The sequence below is a fragment of the Sutcliffiella halmapala genome (assembly GCF_050107295.1).
GTDB lineage: Bacteria > Bacillota > Bacilli > Bacillales > Bacillaceae_I > Sutcliffiella_A > Sutcliffiella_A halmapala_A.
Genome location: NZ_JBNIKR010000001.1, coordinates 419845 through 444498 on the forward strand (window position 1 = coordinate 419845; position 24654 = coordinate 444498).

Consider the following 24654-nt stretch of genomic DNA (forward strand, 5'->3'; position numbering starts at 1 on the left):
ACTCCTCTTTCCATAAAAACCTACCCAACATTGTATCACGATTTCGGGGCGGAGAGCTTGGAAAATTCATATTTGGTTGAATGTATGCATGGAGTACGGTACGATAGAATCAAAACTTTGAGGAAATAAAGAAAGGTGAGGAAATAATGGGTAAAGCAACAGAGAACAAGGATTCCCAAGTAGATTACCTGAAAAACCGCTTGAATATGTTCCTGGAGGTAGTGGACTCCCTGGATCCGGAATCAACAGACGTAGAGGACATCGACCGCTTGATTCAGATGCTGGATGATCTGGAAGGGAAATATAATCAGTTTAAAAAAGATTGGTAAGATATTATCGGTCAACAACATATATTGAGGAAAGAACTTGGAGGTCTTCTCCAGGTTCTTTTTTTCTGCTTAGGGACACTAAATAAAAAGTAACGCTCTTCTCCTGGGTGAATATCATGTTGTTGAAAGGAGATGAAGTGAATCATGAATGAAGAAAACTATGATTATGAAAACCATTTTCGTAATTTATATGAAAAGTGCAGAAAACATAAGTATTACCTCGTGTCTATGACTATGGCAGATGGAAGTACAATGGACGGTATTATTGAAGATGTAGATAGAGATAGTGTCAGCATGCTTGTCGGTGAGGATGTAATGGAGCAGGAAAGTGGGAATGTATCGGATTACCGTCAATATGGTGGTTATGCTCGTCCTAGAAGACGGTTCCGGCGTTTTAGACGTCGTAGATTTCCAATTGCTACGATTGCAGCCTTAGCCCTATTACCGTATATCTCGCCGTATCCTTATTATCAGTATCCTTACTATCCATATTATTGAGGGATTTCCAAAAAGTAATTGCTTCCTCTATGCTCTAATGTAATGGAAAAAGTGCAGTCCATCATGTACTGCACTTTTTTAGAATGCGGATTCTATCTGTCATACTACGACCCTTTTAGGGAAGGATAAATATTAATCCATCTAGATATGTCAGGGGTTTGAATGTAAACATGGACAACTACACTAATTCCAATACCGCAAGACGTTATTTGGCTCATGTCAGTATTTTTGGAACCACGCAATTTCATTTGAGGAATCCTTATATTATTGCCTGGTGGTCAATGGCCTTCCCTGGTTTTGGACACCTGCTGCTTTCAAAATATCTACGTGGATTTGTGCTATTTATATGGGAAGTTTTCATTAATATTCAGGCAAAAGTGAATGTAGCCATGATCTACTCCTTTCAAGGTAAATTTGATATGGCAAAAGACGTGCTGGACACTAGGTGGCTGCTCATCTACATCCCTGTCTATCTATTTGCCATATGGGATAGCTATCGTACTACAGTTGATTTGAATAAGGTCTACCTTTTGGCAGAGCGGGAAAATCACCCGTTCAATTCTTTTAGCATGGGTGCCATGGAAATTAACTATTTGGATAAAAGAAAACCTAGCACCTCTGTTATATGGTCATTGTTTATGCCTGGATTGGGCCAATTATACATACATAGAATCGTTACCGCCTTGTTTGTCATCATCTGGTCTGTCGTCTTTTTCTATTATTCGCACCTTCTTGAAGCCGTATCATTGTTGTTCCTAGGAAAGCTTCAGCAAGCTACCGCTGTATTGGATGCAGAATGGCTGCTTTTCTTTCCATCCATTTATGGGTTTGCCACATATGATGCTTATGTAAACACGGTTGAAAATAATAAACTGTTCGAATTCGAACAAAGGAACTATTTGAAAAACAATTATCAAAATCCGGGTTTTACCATTTTGAAAGGAAAAAAAGTGGAGTGATGAGATGCAAATATTTTCAAGCTTTGAAGACTCAGGCTATTTGGAATTGGCGATTTCCTTATTAGAAAAAAAGGGGATAAAGAGAGAAGATATTTTTGCTGTTTCACTTGATAACAGGAAAGAAGAACGGAAAATACTCGACACACTCCACAGATCCGATGGTATCTCACTTATTGATCTAGCAATGGCACTTGCCACCGCATTTTCCGTTATTGGTGCAAGTGTAGGATTCATTCTCTACTGGGGCCCCATATTTTGGGGGCTGATAGGGGGTTTTAGTGGATTTGTTCTAGGTCTAGCTATCAAGTTGTTTTTCATCAAAGTCGTAAAAAAAGATAATAATCTCTTGAAAGGTAAATGCACGGAAGTAATAGTCATTATTGATTGCGATGAATCCAAAGCGGATTTAGTGGAAGAAATACTTTGGGAGCATTTGGCGATGGGCGTAGCAAAAGTGGTGAAAAAATAGGAAGAATAAATGGGAAACCAAAAGTGCGAATCCAAAATGGATTTGCACTTTTTAAGTTAATCACTTTCATTTGCCAGCTTTACTCACTGATTAGATACTTCCGACAAAACTTTTCCAGATGATAGCTTCACAATCTTGAAATCGATTACAAATCCCTTTATCAACTCCTTGAGAAGCAGTATAATAATTATTGTGAAAAAGAATAGATAATTTCGTATTTTAGATAATAGCTTTTCAAATAGGGGATAGGAGAGGGATTAAGGTATGGAGAAATTATTTGAAAGTATGTACCAGCTGATTGTGGAAACATCCACAAAGCTACCGAAAGACGTGCGTCGTGCGATTGCGAAGGCGAAGCTGAGCGAGAATGCGGGGACGAGAGCGGCGATGTCCCTTGCGACGATCACTGAAAACATTACAATGGCGGATGAGAATGTGTCCCCGATCTGTCAGGACACAGGACTTCCTACTTTTAAAATAAAAACGCCGGTTGGAGTGAACCAGCTGGAAATCAAAGAAGCGATCTATACGGCGATTGCGCAGGCAACAAAGGACGGCAAGCTGCGTCCGAACTCCGTGGATTCCTTGACTGGTGCAAACAGCGGGGACAACCTTGGTGTGGGAACGCCTGTCATCAAGTTCGAGCAATGGGAAAAGGATTACATTGATGCACGCCTTATTTTAAAAGGTGGCGGCTGTGAGAACAAGAACATCCAATACAGCCTTCCATGTGAACTTGAAGGGCTTGGCCGTGCGGGCCGTGACCTCGATGGTATCCGCAAATGTGTGATGCATTCTGTGTACCAGGCACAGGGACAAGGCTGTAGCGCCGGTGTCATCGGTGTTGGAATCGGTGGTGACAGAACATCCGGTTATGAGCTTGCGAAGGAACAGTTATTCCGCAGTCTTGATGATGAGAATACGGTTCCGGAATTGAAAGAGCTTGAAGAGTATGTGATGGAAAATGCCAACAAGCTTGGAATCGGTACAATGGGATTTGGCGGCGAAACGACTTTGCTTGGCTGTAAGGTGGGAGTGGCAAACCGTATTCCGGCGAGCTTCTTCGTATCTGTAGCGTACAATTGCTGGGCTTACCGTCGCCTTGGTGTAAAAATAAATGCCGAATCCGGTGACCTGATGGAATGGATGTACCAAGAAGGCGAAATGATTGATTTCTCAAAAGAACTGGCACAGCAGGAAGAGGTTGCAGCGACGTCCGATTCTCCTGAAATCGTTTTGGAAGCACCGATTACAGAAGAGAAGATTCGTTCCCTGAAGGTTGGGGACGTGGTACGCATCAACGGCCGCATGTTCACAGGCCGCGACGCCATCCACAAATACCTGTCCGACAACGACTCACCGGTTGACCTTGATGGCCAAATCATTTACCATTGTGGACCGGTTATGCTGAAGGATGCGGAAGGAAACTGGGAAGTGAAAGCGGCAGGCCCGACTACTTCCATCCGTGAAGAGCCTTACCAGGGGGATATCATGAAGCGCTTCGGAATCCGTGCAGTAATGGGTAAAGGCGGTATGGGTGCAAAAACGTTGAAAGCACTCGAGGAGCACGGCGGCGTGTACTTGAATGCAATCGGTGGAGCGGCGCAATACTATGCGGACTGTATCAAGGGTGTCGACGGAGTGGACCTGATGGAATTCGGTATTCCTGAAGCAATGTGGCACCTGCGTGTAGAAGGCTTTACAGCGGTTGTGACGATGGATTCACACGGAAACAGCCTGCATGCCGATGTGGAGAAGTCCTCATTGGAAAAGCTCGCGCAATTCAAGGATCGTGTGTTTAGCTAAGATTAGATTGTGAGCAACCTGGCTTTGGGCTGGGTTGCTTTTTTAACTTGTGGAGGAGTGGCCTCCTGGTTGGTGGTTTTTCCACTATTTGTTAAGTGGATAAATTAATTGGTATTTTGGATAGATTAATGCTTGAAGTCGATAGTAAATCGGAAAAGTGGATAGAATACTGCCCGGACTGGATAGATTATCACTAAAAGTGGATAGATTAACTCAGCCAGCAGATCAAATGCGACCCCATCCCATGACTAAATCCTTTCCTTCCCTACGTCCACATCGAAATTCTGCTCACAAAATAGCTTACAAAGACCGAAACGGCAATCAAACCGGCCCAATGAAGCAGGTTGAACTCAATGAAATGATTGTAATGGGCCGCATAAGCATTCGTAAACAGAAAACAAACCAATCCGATGAAAATTCCTCTTAAAAACAGATAATTTAGTGAAGGCAGTTCCTTTTTATGTACTAGCAGAATCAGAATTCCAGCAAATATGCAGCTCCCTAAGTAAAATATAAACAATTGGTTTTCCTCCTGACATCAAAACAAAACAATTCTTCCAAGTATTCGCTACTGAATGACATATTCCTTTTAACTGGTAAAATTACCTCAAAAGAATTTTTAACAAAATCTTGTCCGACATTCTCCCGACACACAACCTCCCTAAAATCGGAAGTGTAACACCACTAAGTCAATTGGAGGTTGATTAAACATGCTAAAACTCTTTTCATCAAAATTTATCCTAGGTGCACTTGCCTTGGCTGTCGTTCTGCCAACTGCGACATATGCCGCTACAACCGATTCCGGAACACAGGAAACGGAGCAGACTGTTATCGTAAATGAAACAAATTGTAAAGGCGAATTGGATGAAGAAACAAAGGCACAGGTAGATGCGATTAAAGCGCAGGTGGAGGCTGGTGAAATAACCGAGGAAGAAGCAAAGGCCCAGTTGGAGGAGTTAGGTATAAAGCCGCGTCATCATCGAGGCAAGCACATGGAACTTGATGAAGAGACTCGTGCCCAGTTGGAGGAGATAAGAGAGCAAGTAGAAGCGGGTGAACTGACCGAAGAGGAAGCGAAGGCAAAGCAGGATGAGCTGGGAATTAAAGCCCCTCTGCATATGGGCGGACACATGGAACTTGATGAAGAAACGAAGGCTAAGCTAGATGCCATAAAGGCGCAGGTCGATTCAGGGGAAATCACGAAAGAGGAAGCGAAAGCAAAGCTTGAAGAGCTTGGAATCAAGCCTATGGGAAAAGGGCGTCACTTTGGTAAGCGTGGTTTCGATACACCGGAAGAAACCGTAGAATCTGAGGACGAATCTTTATAAAATACAAAAAGGCATCGCCACCGAGGCAATGCCTTTTCTTATTCTTAGAAATACAAGAAATAAATAACCGCAGCCAACACAATCCGGTAGATCGCAAATGGCATCAGCTTGATCTTATTGATCAGCTTCAAGAAGAAGCGGATCGATACCAGTGCGAAAATGAAAGCACTGATAAATCCTGCTGCAAAAAACGGCAAAGCTTCGATCGAGAAATACTGCCAGTTTTTCAATAAGGACAGGAAGCTTGCACCTGCCATGATCGGAACGGCCATGATGAAGGTGAAGTCTGCTGCAGCACGGTGACTCATGCCAAGCAGCACGCCGCCTGAAATGGTCGAGCCAGAACGGGAAAAGCCTGGCCAAAGCGATAAGCACTGGATGAGCCCGACCGATAGCGCCTGCTTGTACGTAATCTGGTCAATGCTTTCTGTTTTTGGTTCCTTCGAGCCGAAAAGGTCTGCTGCAATCATGAGGAATGCCCCGACCACAAGCCCGATCAGGACGGTTTCAAGTGAAAATAGGTACTCATCTATATAATCCTCAAATAGGACGCCGAGAATCCCCGCAGGAATCAAACCGACAATGACGTGGGTCAGCTTCAATCCCTTTTTACCATCAGCCGTTTTCTTGTTGTCCAATTTCTTCAGTCCAAGCAAGTCATAGAACCTTTCCCTGAATACCACGACTACCGCTAAAATCGAACCGAGCTGAATGACAATTTTAAAGGTGTTGGCTACGTACTTGGTCAAAAATTGCTCCGATTGCAGCCACATATCATCTACAATAATCATGTGTCCGGTGGATGAAACAGGTGCAAATTCCGTCAATCCTTCCACAATTCCGAGAATGACCGCTTTTAATATGGTTAAAAAATCCATCTTATTATCTCCTTAAAACATGAATTCAAAGTATACTTTAACTGTACTATCATATTACAATTCGCACATTTAGGAAATAAATATTATATAGAGATGGGGAAGGTTAAATGAGCTTAATGGCATGGTTTGCATTTGCGGTTGCGGCTGGCGCATTTTATGAAGCGGAAACGACAAAACGAAAGCTGGAGAAAAGGATGAATGGCCTAGAGGAGGAAATCGAGCTTTTGAAGAAGAAAAATAGGTAAAATATTGAAACGTTTTCCCTGTTGGTCCGTAGTAACAATTAACAAAAGATCAAAGGGGGAAAAGAGATGAAAAACAAGAAAGATGCAGGGATATACCTAATATCCATAATCATCGGGGTCACCATCGGACTGACAGTTTTCACTCCAATTTTTGAAAGTCAGTTACTTGGCACGGTTATTGGCCTATGTCTGGGAGTCACGATGGGACCTGTTTTTATAAAAGGAATAAAATCGGTGTAATTAACCCAACTGGAAAACAATACAGAGTATCATTCCTTCATTCCAAACGAAACCTATACCTACAATAGGTTTTACTGGAAAGGAGGAAAAGAAATGTGGACAAAAGTTCTTATCGTTATGACTGCAATAGCACTATTTTTAATCCCAGAAGTGTGTATCGCTTCTGATTATTCTAATACGACCCTGCATTGGGGCTTCAAGAAAAGCCGTGAACATCTTCCGGCGGATGCCGGAAAGCAGCTGAATGACCTACTGAAAGAAAATGATGCTTTCTATTTGGGGGATACCTCGAAAAAGGAGATCTTCCTTACCTTCGATAATGGTTATGAAAATGGCTATACCTCGCAGGTCCTGGATGTTCTGAAAGACAAGAAGGTAACAGCCGCATTTTTTGTGACGGGCTATTATCTGAAGGATCAGCCGGACCTTATTAAACGTATGGTCAAGGAAGGGCATATAGTCGGGAACCATTCCTGGCACCATCCAGACCTTACAAAGGTTAATGATGTCCGCTTCAAAAAAGAGCTGGAAATGATTCGCGAGGAATATAAGAGCATTACCGGACTCGACAATATGACCTATCTGCGGCCGCCGCGTGGAACCTTCAGTGAACGGACTTTGGTGCTAGCCAATAAGCTTGGTTATCAGCATGTTTTCTGGTCCGTGGCATTTGTTGATTGGAAAACAGATCAGCAGAAAGGCTGGAAATACTCCTATGACAACATCATGGCGCAGATCCATCCCGGTGCCATCATTCTTTTGCATACTGTATCAAGTGATAACGCAGAAGCATTGGCGAAAGTGATTGACGACCTTCGCAAGCAGGGCTATGAATTCAAAAGCTTGGATTATGCGGCTGCGCAAAAGAATATCCCGGATCCGATGCTATTATTGCCGGCAAACTAGCTCTTTGACTTCGCTCAGAGGGCTTTTCCTTTTTACCCTCCCCAAACAGGCCGAATCTTACTCGTTTGGCAAGCAACCAGAAAGCCGTTATAATTGGGAAAGGATTGAAAAGGAAGGCGGGCGGGAGAGAATGGTGAAAATTAATATCGAAGGTCCCTATCAGTTTGACAGAGTGCTGCAGCGCTTATCGATTGACCCATTGATGGTGATTGATCATGCGGAGAAATCTGTACGAGTGCCGTTGTATAAAGATAAAACACCGATTGTCATGAAGGTGAAAGCAACCGGCACGACTGATCAGCCGGAATTTGAACTCACTAGCAGCTCCAAATTTACGGAAAAAGAAATCGTCAAGCTAAAAGAGATCTTCCAATGGGACAAGTCTCTTCAGCCAGTAGGCGACCATTTTTCTTCGACCGTCCTGGCGGATATTTTCGAGGAACATAAAGGAACCCCGCTTGTATTGGATTTCGACCTGTATCACTGCCTGATGAAATGCATCATCCATCAACAGGTGAACATGAAGTTTGCCCATACCCTGACACAGCGATTTGTTCATTCCTTCGGTTTTGAGCATGAGGGAGTCTGGTTTTATCCTAGACCAGAGGATGTGGCAAAGCTTGACTATGAAGACATTACCGCACTTAAAATGAGCCGTCGCAAAGCGGAGTATATCATTGATACATCCAGGCTGATTGCAGAGGGTGAGTTGCCTCTGTATGACCTGAAAAATAAAAACGATGAAGAGATTTTAAAAGAGCTCGTCAAGATAAGGGGCGTCGGACCTTGGACGGTTCAGAACCTGCTATTGTTCGGACTTGGACGACCGAATCTTTTCCCAATCGCAGATATCGGCATTCAGAATGCCTTGAAAAAACTAAAAGGGCTCGACGAGAAACCGACCACTCTCCAGATGCAGGAATGGAGCAAGGAGTGGGAGCCGTACTTAAGCTACGCATCCCTTTACCTATGGAGAAGCATCGAACCGCAACATGAGGAGTTAGTAAAATGAAAACAAACTATAAATCAAGAAAACCGGCACCATCGCAATCTCAGGTGACCATGACAGTAGGACAGACATTCCCTCTGACCATCAAACGCTTAGGCATCAACGGTGAGGGAGTCGGCTACTTCAAAAAGCAGGTCGTCTTTGTCCCTGGTACCTTGCCTGACGAGGAAGTTGTGGCTGAGGTCACAAGCGTCAAACACAAGTTTGCCGAGGCGAAAATAAAGAAAATCCGTATAAAGTCGCCGCACCGGACCAGCCCGCCGTGCCACGTTTATGAGCAATGCGGCGGCTGTCAGCTTCAGCATCTGCAATATGAACAGCAGCTCGAATATAAGCGGGATATTGTGATTCAGTCACTGGAGCGTCATACAAAACTTGATTTGACGAAGCTTGAAATCAAGCAGACAATCGGCATGGACGACCCTTGGTATTATCGCAACAAGAGCCAATTTCAGCTTGGTATGCAAAAAGGGAAAATCATCGCCGGTCTTTACAGCGAGAATTCACATAAGCTGATCAATATTAACGAATGTCTTGTGCAGCACCCTTCGACCATCGAGGTGACGAACACGATAAAGCAGATTTTGCAGGATTTTAATATCTCTGTGTATAACGAAAAGAACCGTCAAGGGATTGTCCGTACCATCATGACAAGAGTCGGCTTTTCCACAGGGGAGATTCAGGTTGTGTTGATAACCTCTCAGGAAAAACTGCCGAGAAAAGACCTGATTGTGGAACAAATTCAGAAGCGTCTGCCTAAAGTGAAAAGCATCCTCCAAAATGTGAACGGCCAGAAGACATCGCTTATCTTTGGGGAGGAAACCATCCACCTGAGCGGCGAAAAAGTCATCCAGGAAACACTTGGAGATGTCAGCTTCGAGCTGAGCGCACGCGCGTTTTTCCAACTGAATCCGGTGCAGACGGTGAAGCTGTATGATGAAGTGAAAAAAGCAGCTGAACTGACTGGAAAAGAAAAAGTCGTCGATGCCTACTGTGGTGTAGGTACTATTGGACTGTGGCTAGCGGATGGAGCGGGAGAGGTCCGCGGCATGGACGTCATCCCAGAATCGATCGAGGACGCGAAAAAGAACGCGGCCAAACACGGCTACAACAACATGCAGTATGTTACAGGCAAAGCCGAGAAATGGCTCCCGAAATGGGTCAAAGAAGGATGGAAGCCTGATACGATCGTGGTTGATCCGCCTAGAACAGGCTGTGATGAAAAATTCCTGCAGACCGTTCTCGAAGTCGAGCCGAAGCGATTTGTGTACGTTTCCTGTAATCCATCCACACTTGCAAAAGATATCCAGTATGTCAGCAAGAAGTATAAGGTGGAGTGGATTCAGCCTGTGGATATGTTTCCCCAGACTTCGCATGTAGAGACTGTAACAATGCTAAAGTTAAAATAGACTCGGCAATCTCGTTCCTGTTATCTTAGATGACAGGAACTTTTTTAAATAGAAGGCTACAATATGGATAATAAAAACAAAGAATTCAACAGGTGATAATATGATACATACCTACTTAGGTGAGACGATACGTTTTGAAATCAAGTATAAAAATCGGACTTCTATCGGGATCGCAATTGATAGTTATGGAGATCTGGAAGTGTCGGTACCGAAAAAAACACCGGATGAACAGGTGATTCGGCTGTTAGAGGGAAATTGGGATGCCATTGTGCAAAAAGTTCAAGAAGTGAAGGCCCGGATGAATGGACCCAAAGAAAAGGTGTATGAAAATGATGAGCAGTTCCTTTATTTAGGAAACACATATCCAATTAACATTATCCAAGATAGAACGATGGAGCAAGATCATGTTGTGTTTGAAGGAGACAGCTTTCAAATCTATGTAAGGCAGTTGGATGAAGAAAAGCTGAAACAAACAATGAAACGGTTCTATTATCAGCAAACCAAAGCTTTAGTAGAAGAGAGTATCGCGTCCTATCAACGTCATTTTAAAAAGAAACCGCGTTCGATACGGATCACGGATAGTCAAACAACGTGGGGAACGTGTGATTCAAACCTTCAATTAACATTTAATTGGAAACTGGCAATGGCACCACGTGAAGTGCTTGACTACGTAGTTGTTCACGAAATGTGTCATATGGTCCATCTAAATCACGACCGCTCCTTTTGGCGACTAGTTGGAAAAATCATGCCGGACTATAAGGATAAAGAAAGATGGTTGGCGTTTTCAAACTGGAAAATGACTGTGTAGAAGTCATCATACATAAAACCTTGTTCTTTACCAGATTTAACCAAAGCTTCGAAGGTAAAAGAATTTTAACGGTTCTCTGAGTCCCCTTTAAAGTGTTGCGAAATAAACACTAAAAAACACCTCACATTTTTATTTCATTTTTCTAAGAAATTTTTAATAGGTATTTGAAGAACACTTATAAAAGTTGCAACGATACTTGTCACAAAAATGCCCATTAGACTTAGTGATATAGGACCTGCTGCGTCATCTCCGGTGATTTGAGCAAGCACTATTAAACTTACTATCCCTAACAAAATGAGAAAAATGACTGTTAAAGCACATTTTTTTATAACCCTCAAAGATTTAAGGGATAATTCAGAGAAAGCATTGTTCTTTTCAATGTAGGTTAATAGTTTATATGCTTGATACAACGCAACAGAAAACGCAATACAGAATCCATATGCACATACTAAAAAGGGGATGAGGAAGTAAGCCGTATCTGGATGTACTCTTGCATCTCTAACCGCTATCTCAGGCAACCAGATACATAATGCAAGCACTGCAATTCCAGCCAGAAATATTATTACCTTTAAGAAAGTTGTTGAACCTTGTTTAACATTCATTTAAAGCACCTCACCGATTTAATCATAAAATGAATTTAACATAATATTTATTGTTTTTCAATAAACTAATATTGTTTTTTATTATATAATTATTGTTATAGTTGTATCCATTTGCTTTAAAATATTAAATTTACAACTAGTTCAACAAAGATTAAGAAAAAACATATCAACCACTTCGCTCTCACTGTATTCTGTATATTCGATATAGAATCAGATAATGGAAATGGTGGAACACCGTAATATTAAGCTTGAAGGGAAAGGAACATTGCGAGATTCGCCATGTTCCTTTCTAATTTTTCTTTTGTGATAATATCCATATTTTTATGCTAGTGAAATTAATTACGTCATTAAATGTAATAGATTGCTATAATAGGAGAAAAAAGCAAAGGAACCTAATATGCCTAAATATACCCTAAAGGAAAAGCTGCTTTTTGGATCTAAGCACATTCACATGAAAAAACTTGAAAAAGAACTGCAAGGCAAGACGGTCCTCATTACAGGGGCGAGCTCGGGTATCGGCGAGCAGTTGGCATATTTGCTAGCTGATACAGAATGTCATCTGATTTTGGTGGCAAGAAGGGAAGAGAAGCTGTCTGCCATGAAGGAGCATATAGAAAAACGAACAGCGAGAGTAAGCATTTTCCGCGCGGACCTTCGCAATCAGGGGGAAATGGAGCGCTTGCTATCTTTCCTGCACACTTTTCCACAGGGGCTGGATATGGTAGTCAGTAACGCGGGGATTTCCATCAGGAGGTCCATTTTCGAATCGTTGGACCGGTTCCATGATTTCACGCGAACGATGGCCATCAATTATTTTGCACCTGTCCAGCTTTTGCTTTCAGTCATTCCGCTGCTGCAAAAGAACAAGGGGCAGATTATCAACATATCCACGATTAATATGTGGATGATTCCTTTTCCATACTGGGCGGCCTATCAGGCATCCAAATCTGCTTTTGACACCTGGTTCCGTTCCACTGCACCTGAGCTGAATGCGACAGGGATATCCACAACCACGATCTACCTACCATTGGTCAGGACACCGATGATCCTTCCGACTGCATCCTATCGGGATACACCTGCGATGAGCCCGGTTCATGCTGCCAGCATTATTGCCAAATCAATGTACACGAAAAGAAGAACTTACACACCTTGGTGGCTGGCATTTGCCCAATGGGGTTCAATCCTGTTCAGAAGCGTCTGGGAGCGTTTTGCACCAGCGGGACTTAGGGAAAAAGGTGACAACAAATGAACATCCTCAAACTATTTTCTGTTCTCTACAAGATGAAGGTACTTACTCCTAAAGGCATGTTCCATTTGACAGCTTCCTTCCTGCATAATGGACTCAATGTCATGGCATTGCTGAATTTTGCCGCCAGAGCTTATCCACAGCATGATGCAATGGTGGATGACCGGGAATCTCTGACTTATCAACAATTATTTTCCCAGTCGCTGCAACTAGCAAATACCCTCCATGATACATATCAGTTGCAAAAAGGTTTGAAAGTAGGTTTTTTGTGCAGGAATCATGCCTCATTCGTGAAAGCTATCTTCGCTGCCTCAAGACTCGGGGCAACGCTCTATCTGATGAACACAGGGATGAGCAGGAGCCAGATCAAGCAGGCTCTGGAGCAGCATCGTTTTGATCTGCTGATATATGATGCGGAATTTGAGCCAGCGATAGAGGATGCAGGCAGTAGGAAGCTCTTGAGCTACCACACAAGCCAGCCGGCAATTAACCGTTTGCAGTCTGTTCAGAAACGTGCTCTTAAAAAGAATTCTAGCAGTAAAATCATGCTCCTGACAGGCGGAACGACAGGAAAGCCCAAAGAGGTCGAGCATAAGCAATCCCTATCGCGTTATCTTAGTCCTTTTTTGGGGCTGCTCAATAGATTAAAGCTGTTAGACTATCATACCGCATATATTGCTACGCCAATATATCATGGATATGGCGTCGCAATCCTCTTTTCCTTCATGGCATTGGGTAAAAAGGTTGTGCTCAGCGATAATTTTGATGCAGAGCGTGCGTGTACTCTTATCCGGAAACACAAGGTGGATATCATAACCGTTGTTCCATTGATGGTGAAGAGAATGCTGAAGGTGAAGGGTGCGGACTTATCTTCGATTTCATCCATTGCTTCAGGAGGAGCAATTCTTCATGCCAGCTTGGCGAAAGAGGTAAGCCAAAAGCTAGGCAATGTACTATACAATCTCTATGGCACAACAGAAACCGGATTGAATATCATCGCCACCCCGCAGGACTTAAAGCGTGCACCGCAAACGCTTGGAAGAATAATTGATGGAGTCCAACTCGGGATTGTGGATGATTATAAAGAGGAAGTGGAAGCTGGTACAGTTGGAGAGATAAGCCTGAAAACAAAAGGCGGGTGGGTAGGGACAGGGGACCTTGCTTATCAGGATCACGATGGGTTGGTTTTTCTGAACGGCAGAAAGGATGATATGATCATATCCGGCGGGGAAAATGTTTATCCTGTCGTAGTGGAGCAGCTGCTGATCACTCATCCACAGGTGGAGGAAGCAGCAGTCGTAGGTATACATGATGAGGATTTCGGACAAAGATTAAAGGCATTTGTCGTTCCTATAGAGGGTGCCGAGCTAACTGAAGAGAAGCTGACTCAATGGGTGAGGGCGAGAGTTTCCAGATTTCAAGTACCTAGGGAGATTGCCTTCATGGATTCTATGCCCTATACACCAGTTGGGAAAATGGATAAGAAAAGATTGAGAGAAGAGTACGAAATAGATTATGCTGGATTATATAGCGAGTCACACAAATTGAAAGGATGATGAATATGGAAACGAATAATAATTCCCGCAAGGAAAAGGCGGTAGATTTTCTTAAACTTGTAGCATCCGGAAGCGTCCGTGAGGGATTTGCACAATACATAAGTGATGACTTTATTCACCACAATCCTTTTTTTCAAGGCGATGCCGAGTCAATCATGCTTGCGATGGAGGAAAATGCTGCACAGAACCCGGATAAGGTCTTCGATGTGAAACTGGCATTGGAAGAGAAAGATTATGTCGCCGTACACTCCCATGTCAGGCAGAACCCGAAGGACCTCGGAGCGGCAGTTGTTCACATTTTCCGCTTTGAAGGGGACCGGGTTGTGGAGCTATGGGATCTGGGCATGGCGGTACCGGAAGAATCCGTGAATAAAAACGGGATGTTTTAATAGGCGAATGCAAAAAACACATTCTTTATAGGGTGTGTTTTTTTGCATTCGATATTTGTTTATCAAGACGGACAAGAATTTGATACATCCCGAATATCTATAAGTTAATAGGTTTCTAGGGGGAGTGTCATGAAGGCAGTCATAAGTAGCACATATGGTTCACCAGAAGTACTCGAGCTGAAAGAAGTTGAAAAGCCTGTTCCGAAGGACAATGAAGTGCTTGTCAAAGTTCATGCCACATCCGTTAATTTTAGTAATCTCGCCCTTTTGCGCGGAAAGCCGTTTCTGGTCAGGTTAGCTTTCGGCTTAACAAAACCGAAGTTTCGCATTCCAGGCGGGGACATGGCAGGTCTAGTGGAAGTGGTTGGTCCAAATGTGAAGAGGTTTCAGCCTGGTGATGAGGTGTTTGCGGACCTGTCCGGATCTGGATGGGGAGCTTTCGGTGAATACGTCGCGGTTCCTGAAGATGTATTAGTTCAAAAGCCATCCTGTATTTCCTTTGAGGAAGCAGCGGCTGTTCCGATGGCGGGAGTCACTGCCTTGCAAGCTATCCGTGATAAAGGGGAAATACAGCCTGGGCAAAAGGTGCTGATTTATGGTGCATCAGGTGGTGTAGGGACGTTTGCCGTGCAGATTGCGAAATCATACGAGGTTGAAGTCACAGCTGTATGCAGTACAAGGAATGTGGACCTTGTCCAATCGATTGGGGCAGATCATGTGATCGATTATAAGCAAGAAGACTTTCGAAAACTAACACAACAGTATGACCTGATTATCGGTGTCAACGGCCATCAGCCGCCCATTGTGTATAAGCGAGCATTAAAACCGGAAGGCAGGTTTGTCCATGTCGGGGGCTCGGGTCTGCAATTGTTCCAGACAATGACAGAAGGACCTTGGATCTCCATGACCGGAAAAAAGAAAATGGGTGTCTTTCTACATAAACCCAACCCGGCTGACCTAAGTGAAATGAAAAAACTCTTAGAATCTGGTAAAGTGAAGTCTGTCATTGATAAAATCTATACGCTCAGTGAAATAAGAGAAGCATTTGAGTATTTTGAAGAGGGCCACGCGCAGGGGAAAGTGATTATAGCAGTATAGGACGAGGGAATGGGGTCAGACCCCGTTATGGTAAACAATAACGAAAGCAGGATTCCAAACTTGGAATCCTGCCGTTTCAGCAGCTTTATGACCACTATGGAACCGCAAAAATTATGAAAAAACGGTTCGAGTGGGAGAGGTACTAAAGAAGGGGCAACCGGTTTAATAATCAATGGAAATAGACAGAACAAGCAAAAAGATACTGCGCACCAAAGTACGTAGACATGACGATGTAGCTTCTATAATGCAGCGGTTTAACAAACCGATCCCATGCAAGCGTAGCATCTGAAATATAAAAAAGAATGGCAGCAGTAATCATCCATGGATTATTCGTCAGAAACGCAAGCCACACCATGGAAGAAATGAGTAGGATGTAAAACGTAACGGCAAAAAACAGCTTCTTGCCGCCTTTAGCCAGCACTCCTTTGTGCAAACGATGGATAAAAAGAAGTGCGACCACTGCCAGCAATGCTATAAGCAGATAGTTCCCCTCCTCCAAAGAGGGAAACTGAAGGAATGCAACCATATAGGAGGCATGAGCAAGCAGAAAGGCTAACAATCCATACAGAAAACGGTCACTTGGCAGCATTAAAAATACATCCCCGATCAAGGAAAAGATTAGACCGATGATAATCCACATTGCTAAGGCAGTCCAGGAAGTTGCAGCTCCGTTTACAGCAAGGAAAATGATAAAAAGCATGGTAAGCGGTTTATGTAAATAAATTAGTTTCTGATTCTTTGTTTTGATGCCGAAGAAATAGATAATAGCAGAAAAAAGGGCAAGGAAAGATAAAATGGTAAACATAATAGCAGCACTCCCGGATATGATAATGTGTGAAAGTAATAAAAAGTTCAACGTAGGTACCTTTCCCTTTTCATAGGGATGGGTATTTTTTGTCAGTAAGCAGCTATATTTTTTACCTATCTTAACATCTTCAACAATTGTAAAATAGAGCCTTTTCATAGGTTGGATGTCTGTTATGTATATTCAGAATACATGATCCATTATTTTGCAAGTTAGATGAGTTGGGGTAATTCAATAAAAAAATATTTAATGGTAGAATCATATTTTGCTAAAATGAGGTCTTTTGTAGGGTGGAATCCGGATAAAAAACATGAAAGCTAGGCAAAAGGGCTTTATGAAACAGTCAGAAATCGCCAAATAAAACCCCATTTTACTTCTAGTATCTGCCCACCTAATATTAATAGTGTGAATAGTAAGAATCTAATCACTATTAGGGGGAGGGCGCGAAGATGAAGGGTAAGACGAAAAAGATTTTCTCAGGTTTATTTGCAGGTGTCCTGCTTCTAAATGGAGCAGCATCACCGGCGAGTGCAGGTTTTCAGCTTCCGGAAAAGGGAGCAATCCAACCGCAATCATTACAGAAAGATGCACAAGTCCAAAATGTTTTTGACATGTTCACTGAACAACTTGGCAATGATCCGTTATATGGAGAGAAACCATCCAGTTTCAATCCGAATGAGAAAGTAAGATTAGTAGTTGAAGTAGAGGTGAACGAGAAGGCGAAATCACTTCCAGAAACACAGATAGAGGAAGTGAAAAACAATCTTTCCAAAGCCAGAAATATCTCATCCAAAGTAAGGCATACATACACGGAAGGATTTTATGGATTCAGTATGGAGTCGACACTTGAGGAAGTGGAAAAGGTGAAGGCATTAAATGGCGTCAAGGATGTCCGTATTGCCAAAACCTATGAACAAACCGTCGTCAATAGTAAAGAACTCGTCGAAGCGATGAATGTCTGGACGAAATACAATTATCGCGGGGACGGAATGGTAGTTGCAGTTGTCGACTCAGGAATCGATTACCGCCATGAAGCCATGACTTTATCGGAAAATGGGAAAAAGAATGCGAAGCTTACAGAAGATAACATCCAATCATTATTGGATACTACAGAAATCAATGATACCTGGTATTCGGATAAGGTCCCTACCGGCTATGACTGGGCGGATAAAGACAATGATGTCATTCCATCCAAGGATTCCCATGGGACACATGTAGCCGGAATTGTTGGTGCCTTTGAAGAATCTCAAAAAAAGGCGGTTGGGGTAGCGCCTGATGTACAATTGATCGCTGAAAAAGTATTCTCTGATACAGCTGGCTATGCCTACGATGATGACATTGCAGCAGGAATCTACCATGCTGTAGAGGTTGGTGCGGATGTCATTAACTTAAGCTTGGGATCGGAAGCTGGTAAGGTGGATGCAAATGATCCAATTCAACGAGCGATTCAATTTGCAACAGAAAACGGAGTATTGGTAGTCGCTGCAGCCGGAAATGCGGCATATAGCACAAAGCAAAATTTATTGGAACGCTCTCAGCTTCCTTTAGCAAAAAATCCTGACATCGGTCTGGTTGGGGATCCGGGAGTGACGCCATATGCACTTCAGGTAGCTTCTTCTGAAAATGACTTGATGAAAGTGGACGGCCTACGTTTAAGTGATGGGAGTACATTGGGCTATCAAATTCAGCCAAGCTCCAAGAAGTTAATCGGAAATTTAGATCCTACAAAAGAATATGAGCTTGTTTACGTTGGAGAAGGTAGATCGGCGGATGTAAAAGACCTGGACTTGACAGGGAAAATTGCGATTGCAAAACCTTTACAAAGCTATGCAACTTATTCATATATTCAAAATGAAGCAGGCAGAAAAGGTGCAGCTGCTGTCATCGTCATTCCTCCAAGCGGCTTATCTGCCTATTCGTATTTATATTTCAGCCCTTACTTTATTCCAGGGGTAACAACAGATCAAGTGGAATCCAACCGTATCGTCGAACGCTTACAAAGTGGAGAAAAAGTAAGTGTCGAATTATCAGATGAAGGACTATGGGTGCAAAATACAGCAACCGAGCCGATGTCAACATTCTCTTCATTTGGTTCACCAACTGATTTAAGCTTCAAGCCGGAAATCACTGCACCAGGAGGAAAAATCAGTTCCACTGTCATCAATAACCAGTACGAAACAATGAGCGGGACTTCCATGTCCAGTCCGCATGTTGCTGGTGGAGGAGCATTGCTACTCCAAAAGTATTACACGGAATGGAATCTCCCGAAGAACATGGATACCGTGTTGAAAGCAAAAAATGCTTTAATGAATACATCAGAGCTTTTAACTAATCCAAAAGAAGAAAATGCGCTGTATTCACCAAGAAGACAGGGTTCGGGTTTGATGAAAATCGAACAGGCATTAAATACGCCTTACTTGCTGCAGCATGCTGGTGTTCCGTTGGAAGAGGCTGCATCTGTTGCATTAAAAGAGATCGATCGAACTTTTGATTTTACACTTGAAGTAGATGCTTTAGCTAAAAACCTTGTACATCCTAAACACCAATATGAAATTTATGTTGACTTATTAACCGATGAAACAGAGAAAAGAACCTATGATGGAATTGAAAGGGAGTACCTCACTTTAAATTCTATTCCAGTAGAAGACGCTGTCATAAAAATTAATGGCAAACAACAAAAAGGAAACAGCAAGTTCCAATACAAGCCGCATCGAGACGATAAGGTAACAATCTCTGTCACACTTCCAAAAGAGCTGAGTGAAGGACGTTTTGTAGAAGGGTTTGTACGTTTTGTTCCAAAAGGAAGCTCTGTCAAGGAATTGACGAATCTGACCATTCCTTTCATGGGCTACTATGGGGATTGGGGTGCCATCTCCAATGTGGACGAAAGCCCTGTAACCGGGGATGCATTCCTTGGCTATACAGTCTTATGGAACGAAATGTTGAATTTACCATTGGGATATGACGGGTCAACTGGGACATTTAACAAGGATAGTATCGGCGTTTCATCTGAATCCATCAGTTCAGGTGCGTACCCATCGTTTACCGCATTACGCAATTTGAAGGAAATGTCACTCAGTATCCAGGATGAGAATGGCAAAAGCGTCGCTTCCATCGGGAACTTTAGTGAGTTCACTGAAGATGGAAGTCCATATCCTTTCCGAAAAAATATCATGAGCTACCGAAACTATTATTACAGCTTTGAGTATCCATTCTGGAATTCATTGGATGATGCAGGAAATATTCTGCCGGACGGCCAATACTATTATGTCTTTACAAGTACGCTAGATTTCGAGGGAGCAGAGCCACAGGAAGTCAAGGTACCAATCAAAGTGGATGCGACTGCACCACTTGCAAAGGACATTAAAGTAGAGGAGCAGCAGGATGGTAAATATAAAATTACCTGGAATGTAAAAGAAGAGGGAACAGGCTATATTGGAAGTATACTATGGGTAAATGGAAGTTATACGTCACTGCCTGCAGGGGCCAAAGAGTACATTGCTGCAGTAAAGCCTGAAATCGTGATGATATCTGCGATTGATCATGCCCAAAATGTAGGAGTAAGCTATTTCGGCAATGAAGAGCTTCTCCATGCAGATCCATTCATCAACTATATGCATGTATCAGGCACCAACATCAATCAGAACAAACCGGCTTCCATTTCAGTATTCGGATATAAACGTCTGGACTGGCATTTTGAAATCTCGGATGCGGAAGGAAATGTTCTGGAAGAAGCGAACATCGAAAACGAGCATTCCATCTATGGATTGCGCTGGTATCCTGACACAGAATATCCGAACGGAGACTACTTCGTCACCGTGACAGGAACAGACGAAAATGGATTAAGCTTAACATCCAAACCATATAAAATGACAGTGAAGCACTAATAGGGGCCAGACCCCGTTATGGTAAACAAAAAAGCCCAGCAAGGCATCAACCGCCTTGCTGGGCTTTACACATTCTCTATTTCTATCAGTTTTCTTGAATCTCTCTACGATTCTTTTTAAACATCTTCGACAATACTTCATAGACGATCGGTACGATGATCAACGTCAATAAGGTTGAACTCGTCAATCCGCCGATAACGGTGATTCCAAGTCCTTTGGAAATCAATCCGCCACCACCTGAACCGATAGCAAGTGGAATCAATGCTCCGATTGTTGCAATAGCTGTCATCAATATTGGACGAAGACGGGTTACCCCTGCTTCAAGAATTGCTTCGCGCATTGTCATGCCGTCACGTTCCATATGGATGATACGGTCGACAAGAACGATTGCATTCGTTACGACAATCCCGATGAGCATCAATAGACCCATCATAACCGGTACGCTAATCGTTTCCCCGCCGATCAAAAGACCGACAAATGCGCCGATTACAGCAAACGGCAAGGAGAACAGGATCGCAAATGGTGCGACACCTTCACCGAATGTCACTACAAGAATGAAGTAGACGATAGCGATAGCAGCGAGCATCGCCAATCCTAGTTGTGTAAAGGTTTCATTCATATCTGCTGTGACACCGGCAACTTCCATTGTCACACCTTTTGGCAGATCCAATTCTTCCAAGGCCTCATCGACTTCTGCGGTTGCTTTCGAAATATCGTCGCCAACGATGGTGCCTGAAACAGATGCATGGTACTCACCTTTACTGCGGGAAAGGGTGTTCATCGTGGTTCCTTCTTCCACTGTCACAAGCTCGGAAAGTGGAAGGGTCGTGCCCATGGCAGTAGGAATCGGTGTTGCCAGGATATCCTCGATGGACTTTGGCTGCTCCGTCTTTTCCTGCTGAACGATCACCTCGATGGATTCACCGTCATTTTCTACGGTTGTCAGTGTTTCTTCCTGCTTCGGACTAAGCATCATGACGAGCTGTCCGGTAGTCAGACCGTATTGGAGAAGCTCATCCTGGGCAATTTTGAAGGTATGCTCCACATAGGCATCCTCAGCGCTGGAGGAAACGTCTTTCAAGCCGTCGTTCTCTGCCATCACGCCTTCCACCATTTTTACTGCTTCATTCAACTTATCGAGATCTTCACTATAGAAGGTATAGCTCAATTCATTGGATGCCATGCCACCGGCAGCGGCGAAGTTCTGGCTCTTCCATTCGCCGGTTTGGCCGATGTTGAACACATAATCTTCCACATCTTCGCGTGCTTCCGGGAAGTTTTCCATGTCTTTATCAAAAATCAGATACATCAATACGCCTTCCGAGCCTCCGCCCATCATGGCAGACATCGGATCTCCGCTTTCCGCTACAGAAAGCTGGACAATATCGATATCCTCACGCTTCATCAATTCTTCTTCTACAACCTCAACGTTAGCCAACGTATCTTCCATCAGCTCGCCGGCTTCAGGTGTGTACGTCAGATACATCACTTTTTCCTCTTCACTGCCCATGAAGCTGAAGCCGATGATTGGCGTAAGGGCCAAGCTTCCAACCAATAGTAGAACAGAAATGATAGAGGTGATGATTTTGTGGTTAAGGGTCCAAGAAAGGATTCCTTTGTACCATTTAGCCAGTTTGCCGGCTTCTTTATGATGATTGTTTTCCGTTTTCTCACTGTATAGCTTTTTCTTGAAAAGGAAGTGAGATAATGCAGGAACGATGGTAATCGCCACAAACAGCGACGCACCAAGGGCGAATGTCATCGTCAAGGCGAATGGCATGAACAACTCTCCGACCATTCCGCCGACAAAGATAAGCGGAGCAAAAACTGCAACCGTTACTAATGTGGAAGATAGAATCGGTTTGAACATTTCAATCGTCGCTTCGCGGACAAGTGCACGTCCTGATAATTTCTCTTCTTTTAAATGCAGACGTCGATATATGTTTTCCACTACTACAATCGAGTCATCGATCACTCGGCCGATTGCAACGGTAATGGCACCGAGGGTCATAATGTTCAAGGTGATATCCATCCAGTTCAGCAGCAATAATGCCATGAAAATTGAAACCGGAATGGAAACAATCGAAATGATTGTCGATTTGATATCACGCAGGAATAAAAGAATGATTAATACGGCAATCAATCCGCCGAACAATGCTTTTTCCACCATGGTAGCCACCGATTTCTCGATTGGCTCCCCTTGGTCAAGGGTGACATCGACAACAAGTCCATCGATTCGATCTTGTTCTTCTTCAATCAGTTCTTTTACATCATTGACCACATCGACTGTGTTGGCCTGCTGGCCTTTTACGATCTGGATGGCAATCGCATCCGCACCGTTCGTACGGGAAACGGATTGCACTTTTCCAATCACTTCAATGGATGCGATATCACCAAGCTTCACAAATGGAACCTGGTTCGCATCAGTTGGTGTGACAGGGATCAGCATTTCTTTCAATTCATCTGCTGTCATGAATTTACCGTCGATTGCCACAGCTTCTTCGCCTTCTTCAAATTCATAAAGACCCAGAGATACAGCCATATCGCTTGCCTGGATCATCTGTTTGACATCATCTTCTTTCAGGCCAAGCTCCGCCATTTTCTCTTGGTTATAGCTGAGCTGCACCTCTTCAATATGCTGACCGGTAATGGTAGCCGAAGCGACACCTTCAATTTTCTCTATTTTAGGAAGGAGAACCTCTTCGACTGTAGAAGATAATTCCACAATATCCTCTGATTCACTGCTTACGCTAAGTGCGACAACCGGCATCATATTCATACTGATCGCCGTTACGGTCGGCTTTTGTGCGCCTTCCGGCAATGTCACGGAGTCCAAAGCCGATTCCAATTGGCGCTTGGCTTCATCCATATCTATACCATAATCATATTCCACTTGCAGACTTGATACGTTAGAATAGGAATTGGAATAGACGGATTTCACATTTTCCAAATTTTCAACTGCCTGCTCCATAGGCATGGAGACATCCTTCATCACTTTTTCCGGAGTGGCACCTGGATACACATCCATGACCATCAGGAATGGGATGGAGATATCCGGTATGGTCTCCATCTTCATCTTGGTTCCGGAATAGATCCCGGATACGGTGATGATAATAGTAAGCATCCATACTGCAAGTTTATTTCTAATTACAAAATTGACTAACCCTTTCACTGTTACACCTACCCCTAATTGACTTGTTAAGCTCAATTACATATACTAATGACTACATAGTCATTTGTCAACGAAAATGGTATAGGAGAGTTGCGAAGATATGATGAAGAAACAATTGATTATGGAGAAAGCACTCGAACTCTTTGCGGAACAAGGATTCGAAGCCACTTCTATACAGCAGATCACCGAACGCTGCGGGATTTCCAAGGGTGCCTTCTACTTGTCCTTCAAGTCGAAGGATGAGCTGATTCTGGGCTTGATTGACCACTTTATGATAGAAATTTTAACGGAGATTGACCATATAGTCAGAAACGTGGATGAAAAAGAACTTTTATATAAATATTATTACACGATGCTGGAGTCCTTCTATAAGCATTCCGATTTCGCCAAGGTTCTGATGAAGGAGCCTGCACACTACTTGAATGAGGAGGTCATCCTGAAAATGCGCAGCTACGACAGCCGTTTTGATGAGAGCATCCTCATGATGGTGGAACGGCTGTATGGCGATGAAATACATCATACCAAATATGATCTGATCTACTGCATAAAGGGCTTCGTCCGAATCTATTCCGAGCTGTTCCTTTTCTGCAATCTTGAACTTGATGTAGATCTGCTTGCCAGGTCCTTGGTAGAAAAAACCAACGTGCTGGCAAAGCATTCTACCATTCCCTTCATCTCAGAGGACCTCATAGAAATGTTCAAAATGCCTGCAGTGCAAAAAGAAATGACGAAAGAACAGATCCTGGAGCTGATGGAGCAGAAGAATGCAGAAGTGGAGGAGCCAATCGCAAAGGAATCGCTGATGCTGTTAAAGGAACATGTGAATAATCCTTCGCTCAGTCCAGCCATTGTAAAAGGTCTGATTGAGAATATACGGAAGGAGCCCCAGTGCAAATGGGTTGCCTATCTGCTGGAGAGTTATGAGGAAAAAAGATAGCGGGAATTTTCCTGCTATCTTTTTTGTTTATGGATAAGGTAAAATATTACATAATTATTAATAGAGAGGTAGGAACTG

At 43.2% G+C, this 24654-nt stretch carries 23 protein-coding genes; 18 read left to right on the top strand and 5 right to left on the bottom strand.

The genetic code is table 11. The annotated features are described in order from the left end of the window. Positions 1–146: 146 nt before the first annotated feature. The 5 genes from ACQCT5_RS02055 to ACQCT5_RS02075 all read left to right on the top strand — a co-directional run bounded on the left by ACQCT5_RS02055 (position 147) and on the right by ACQCT5_RS02075 (position 4061). On the top strand, positions 147–329 hold the full coding sequence (locus tag ACQCT5_RS02055; RefSeq protein ID WP_063562007.1) for an SE1561 family protein: 183 nt from the start codon (positions 147–149) through the stop codon (positions 327–329). 252 nt (positions 330–581) lie between these two features. Beyond that, on the top strand, positions 582–827 hold the full coding sequence (locus tag ACQCT5_RS02060) for a hypothetical protein (protein ID WP_499638505.1): 246 nt from the start codon (positions 582–584) through the stop codon (positions 825–827). A 170-nt stretch (positions 828–997) separates the two neighbouring features. Next, positions 998–1786 carry a hypothetical protein gene (locus tag ACQCT5_RS02065; protein WP_499638507.1) on the top strand — a complete coding sequence of 263 codons (789 nt, stop codon included), beginning with the start codon at positions 998–1000 and terminating at the stop codon, positions 1784–1786. 4 nt (positions 1787–1790) lie between these two features. Beyond that, entirely contained in the window at positions 1791–2255 is a 465-nt protein-coding gene (locus tag ACQCT5_RS02070; RefSeq protein ID WP_499638509.1) for a hypothetical protein, read from the top strand. 264 nt (positions 2256–2519) lie between these two features. Next, entirely contained in the window at positions 2520–4061 is a 1542-nt protein-coding gene (locus ACQCT5_RS02075) for a fumarate hydratase (RefSeq protein WP_499638511.1), read from the top strand. Between the two features lie 265 nt (positions 4062–4326). Here ACQCT5_RS02075 and ACQCT5_RS02080 read toward each other — a convergent pair whose 3' ends face one another. After that, entirely contained in the window at positions 4327–4581 is a 255-nt protein-coding gene (locus ACQCT5_RS02080) for a hypothetical protein (protein WP_499638513.1), read from the bottom strand. 190 nt (positions 4582–4771) lie between these two features. On the opposite strand from ACQCT5_RS02080, the gene ACQCT5_RS02085 reads away from it, so the two are divergent. Beyond that, positions 4772–5389 carry a hypothetical protein gene (locus ACQCT5_RS02085; protein WP_499638515.1) on the top strand — a complete coding sequence of 206 codons (618 nt, stop codon included), beginning with the start codon at positions 4772–4774 and terminating at the stop codon, positions 5387–5389. 44 nt (positions 5390–5433) lie between these two features. On the opposite strand, the gene ACQCT5_RS02090 is transcribed toward ACQCT5_RS02085, so the two are convergent. Further along, complete coding sequence (locus ACQCT5_RS02090) at positions 5434–6267, bottom strand: undecaprenyl-diphosphate phosphatase (RefSeq protein WP_499638517.1); 834 nt, start codon at positions 6265–6267, stop codon at positions 5434–5436. 107 nt (positions 6268–6374) lie between these two features. Here ACQCT5_RS02090 and ACQCT5_RS02095 point away from each other — a divergent pair, with 107 nt between their 5' ends. From ACQCT5_RS02095 to ACQCT5_RS02120, 6 genes are all read left to right on the top strand, one after another. Next, positions 6375–6512 carry a hypothetical protein gene (locus ACQCT5_RS02095; protein ID WP_499638519.1) on the top strand — a complete coding sequence of 46 codons (138 nt, stop codon included), beginning with the start codon at positions 6375–6377 and terminating at the stop codon, positions 6510–6512. A gap of 66 nt (positions 6513–6578) precedes the next feature. Continuing rightward, on the top strand, positions 6579–6752 hold the full coding sequence (locus ACQCT5_RS02100; RefSeq protein ID WP_499638521.1) for a hypothetical protein: 174 nt from the start codon (positions 6579–6581) through the stop codon (positions 6750–6752). Between the two features lie 93 nt (positions 6753–6845). Beyond that, complete coding sequence (gene pdaA / locus ACQCT5_RS02105; protein WP_499638523.1) at positions 6846–7658, top strand: delta-lactam-biosynthetic de-N-acetylase; 813 nt, start codon at positions 6846–6848, stop codon at positions 7656–7658. Between the two features lie 130 nt (positions 7659–7788). Further along, positions 7789–8670: a DNA-3-methyladenine glycosylase family protein gene (locus ACQCT5_RS02110; RefSeq protein WP_499638525.1), complete on the top strand. Its 882-nt coding sequence runs from the start codon at positions 7789–7791 to the stop codon at positions 8668–8670. After that, a complete protein-coding gene (gene rlmD, locus ACQCT5_RS02115; RefSeq protein ID WP_499638527.1) occupies positions 8667–10076 on the top strand; it encodes a 23S rRNA (uracil(1939)-C(5))-methyltransferase RlmD in 1410 nt (469 codons plus the stop codon). Before ACQCT5_RS02110 ends, rlmD begins: the two co-directional genes overlap by 4 nt. A 100-nt stretch (positions 10077–10176) precedes the next feature. Further along, on the top strand, positions 10177–10884 hold the full coding sequence (locus ACQCT5_RS02120; protein WP_499638529.1) for a M48 family metallopeptidase: 708 nt from the start codon (positions 10177–10179) through the stop codon (positions 10882–10884). 134 nt (positions 10885–11018) lie between these two features. Here ACQCT5_RS02120 and ACQCT5_RS02125 read toward each other — a convergent pair whose 3' ends face one another. Then, positions 11019–11486 carry a DUF2975 domain-containing protein gene (locus tag ACQCT5_RS02125; RefSeq protein WP_499638531.1) on the bottom strand — a complete coding sequence of 156 codons (468 nt, stop codon included), beginning with the start codon at positions 11484–11486 and terminating at the stop codon, positions 11019–11021. 397 nt (positions 11487–11883) lie between these two features. On the opposite strand from ACQCT5_RS02125, the gene ACQCT5_RS02130 reads away from it, so the two are divergent. The 4 genes from ACQCT5_RS02130 to ACQCT5_RS02145 all read left to right on the top strand — a co-directional run bounded on the left by ACQCT5_RS02130 (position 11884) and on the right by ACQCT5_RS02145 (position 15775). Then, positions 11884–12735 carry an SDR family NAD(P)-dependent oxidoreductase gene (locus tag ACQCT5_RS02130; protein ID WP_499638533.1) on the top strand — a complete coding sequence of 284 codons (852 nt, stop codon included), beginning with the start codon at positions 11884–11886 and terminating at the stop codon, positions 12733–12735. Further along, the gene (locus tag ACQCT5_RS02135; RefSeq protein ID WP_499638535.1) at positions 12732–14288 is read left to right on the top strand and encodes an AMP-binding protein; all 1557 of its coding nucleotides are present in this window, start codon (positions 12732–12734) and stop codon (positions 14286–14288) included. The genes ACQCT5_RS02130 and ACQCT5_RS02135 overlap by 4 nt, the downstream gene beginning before the upstream one ends. A gap of 5 nt (positions 14289–14293) precedes the next feature. After that, on the top strand, positions 14294–14677 hold the full coding sequence (locus tag ACQCT5_RS02140; RefSeq protein WP_499638537.1) for a nuclear transport factor 2 family protein: 384 nt from the start codon (positions 14294–14296) through the stop codon (positions 14675–14677). A gap of 129 nt (positions 14678–14806) precedes the next feature. Further along, positions 14807–15775 (top strand): NAD(P)-dependent alcohol dehydrogenase, encoded by a 969-nt coding sequence (locus tag ACQCT5_RS02145; RefSeq protein ID WP_499638539.1) that lies wholly within the window; start codon positions 14807–14809, stop codon positions 15773–15775. Between the two features lie 169 nt (positions 15776–15944). Here ACQCT5_RS02145 and ACQCT5_RS02150 read toward each other — a convergent pair whose 3' ends face one another. After that, positions 15945–16580, bottom strand: a complete 636-nt coding sequence (locus ACQCT5_RS02150) for a lysoplasmalogenase (RefSeq protein ID WP_499638540.1) — start codon at positions 16578–16580, stop codon at positions 15945–15947. 449 nt (positions 16581–17029) lie between these two features. Here ACQCT5_RS02150 and ACQCT5_RS02155 point away from each other — a divergent pair, with 449 nt between their 5' ends. Continuing rightward, positions 17030–20467: a S8 family serine peptidase gene (locus tag ACQCT5_RS02155; RefSeq protein ID WP_499638541.1), complete on the top strand. Its 3438-nt coding sequence runs from the start codon at positions 17030–17032 to the stop codon at positions 20465–20467. Positions 20468–20552: 85 nt separating this feature from the next. On the opposite strand, the gene ACQCT5_RS02160 is transcribed toward ACQCT5_RS02155, so the two are convergent. Beyond that, positions 20553–23639, bottom strand: coding sequence for an efflux RND transporter permease subunit (locus ACQCT5_RS02160; RefSeq protein ID WP_499638543.1), 3087 nt, complete (start codon positions 23637–23639; stop codon positions 20553–20555). A gap of 100 nt (positions 23640–23739) precedes the next feature. Between ACQCT5_RS02160 and ACQCT5_RS02165 the strand changes: the two genes are divergently transcribed. Beyond that, complete coding sequence (locus tag ACQCT5_RS02165) at positions 23740–24576, top strand: TetR/AcrR family transcriptional regulator (RefSeq protein WP_499638545.1); 837 nt, start codon at positions 23740–23742, stop codon at positions 24574–24576. Positions 24577–24654: the final 78 nt, after the last annotated feature.

What these genes read in the sequence shown, in the direction of transcription:
- ACQCT5_RS02055 (WP_063562007.1), top strand. Translation starts at nt 147, where the DNA reads ATGGGTAAAGCAACAGAGAACAAGGATTCCCAAGTAGATTACCTGAAA.
- ACQCT5_RS02060 (WP_499638505.1), top strand. Translation starts at nt 582, where the DNA reads ATGGACGGTATTATTGAAGATGTAGATAGAGATAGTGTCAGCATGCTT.
- ACQCT5_RS02065 (WP_499638507.1), top strand. Translation starts at nt 998, where the DNA reads ATGGACAACTACACTAATTCCAATACCGCAAGACGTTATTTGGCTCAT.
- ACQCT5_RS02070 (WP_499638509.1), top strand. Translation starts at nt 1,791, where the DNA reads ATGCAAATATTTTCAAGCTTTGAAGACTCAGGCTATTTGGAATTGGCG.
- ACQCT5_RS02075 (WP_499638511.1), top strand. Translation starts at nt 2,520, where the DNA reads ATGGAGAAATTATTTGAAAGTATGTACCAGCTGATTGTGGAAACATCC.
- ACQCT5_RS02085 (WP_499638515.1), top strand. Translation starts at nt 4,772, where the DNA reads ATGCTAAAACTCTTTTCATCAAAATTTATCCTAGGTGCACTTGCCTTG.
- ACQCT5_RS02090 (WP_499638517.1), bottom strand. Translation starts at nt 6,267, where the DNA reads ATGGATTTTTTAACCATATTAAAAGCGGTCATTCTCGGAATTGTGGAA.
- ACQCT5_RS02095 (WP_499638519.1), top strand. Translation starts at nt 6,375, where the DNA reads ATGAGCTTAATGGCATGGTTTGCATTTGCGGTTGCGGCTGGCGCATTT.
- ACQCT5_RS02100 (WP_499638521.1), top strand. Translation starts at nt 6,579, where the DNA reads ATGAAAAACAAGAAAGATGCAGGGATATACCTAATATCCATAATCATC.
- pdaA (WP_499638523.1), top strand. Translation starts at nt 6,846, where the DNA reads ATGTGGACAAAAGTTCTTATCGTTATGACTGCAATAGCACTATTTTTA.
- ACQCT5_RS02110 (WP_499638525.1), top strand. Translation starts at nt 7,789, where the DNA reads ATGGTGAAAATTAATATCGAAGGTCCCTATCAGTTTGACAGAGTGCTG.
- rlmD (WP_499638527.1), top strand. Translation starts at nt 8,667, where the DNA reads ATGAAAACAAACTATAAATCAAGAAAACCGGCACCATCGCAATCTCAG.
- ACQCT5_RS02120 (WP_499638529.1), top strand. Translation starts at nt 10,177, where the DNA reads ATGATACATACCTACTTAGGTGAGACGATACGTTTTGAAATCAAGTAT.
- ACQCT5_RS02125 (WP_499638531.1), bottom strand. Translation starts at nt 11,486, where the DNA reads ATGAATGTTAAACAAGGTTCAACAACTTTCTTAAAGGTAATAATATTT.
- ACQCT5_RS02130 (WP_499638533.1), top strand. Translation starts at nt 11,884, where the DNA reads ATGCCTAAATATACCCTAAAGGAAAAGCTGCTTTTTGGATCTAAGCAC.
- ACQCT5_RS02135 (WP_499638535.1), top strand. Translation starts at nt 12,732, where the DNA reads ATGAACATCCTCAAACTATTTTCTGTTCTCTACAAGATGAAGGTACTT.
- ACQCT5_RS02140 (WP_499638537.1), top strand. Translation starts at nt 14,294, where the DNA reads ATGGAAACGAATAATAATTCCCGCAAGGAAAAGGCGGTAGATTTTCTT.
- ACQCT5_RS02145 (WP_499638539.1), top strand. Translation starts at nt 14,807, where the DNA reads ATGAAGGCAGTCATAAGTAGCACATATGGTTCACCAGAAGTACTCGAG.
- ACQCT5_RS02150 (WP_499638540.1), bottom strand. Translation starts at nt 16,580, where the DNA reads ATGTTTACCATTTTATCTTTCCTTGCCCTTTTTTCTGCTATTATCTAT.
- ACQCT5_RS02155 (WP_499638541.1), top strand. Translation starts at nt 17,030, where the DNA reads ATGAAGGGTAAGACGAAAAAGATTTTCTCAGGTTTATTTGCAGGTGTC.
- ACQCT5_RS02165 (WP_499638545.1), top strand. Translation starts at nt 23,740, where the DNA reads ATGATGAAGAAACAATTGATTATGGAGAAAGCACTCGAACTCTTTGCG.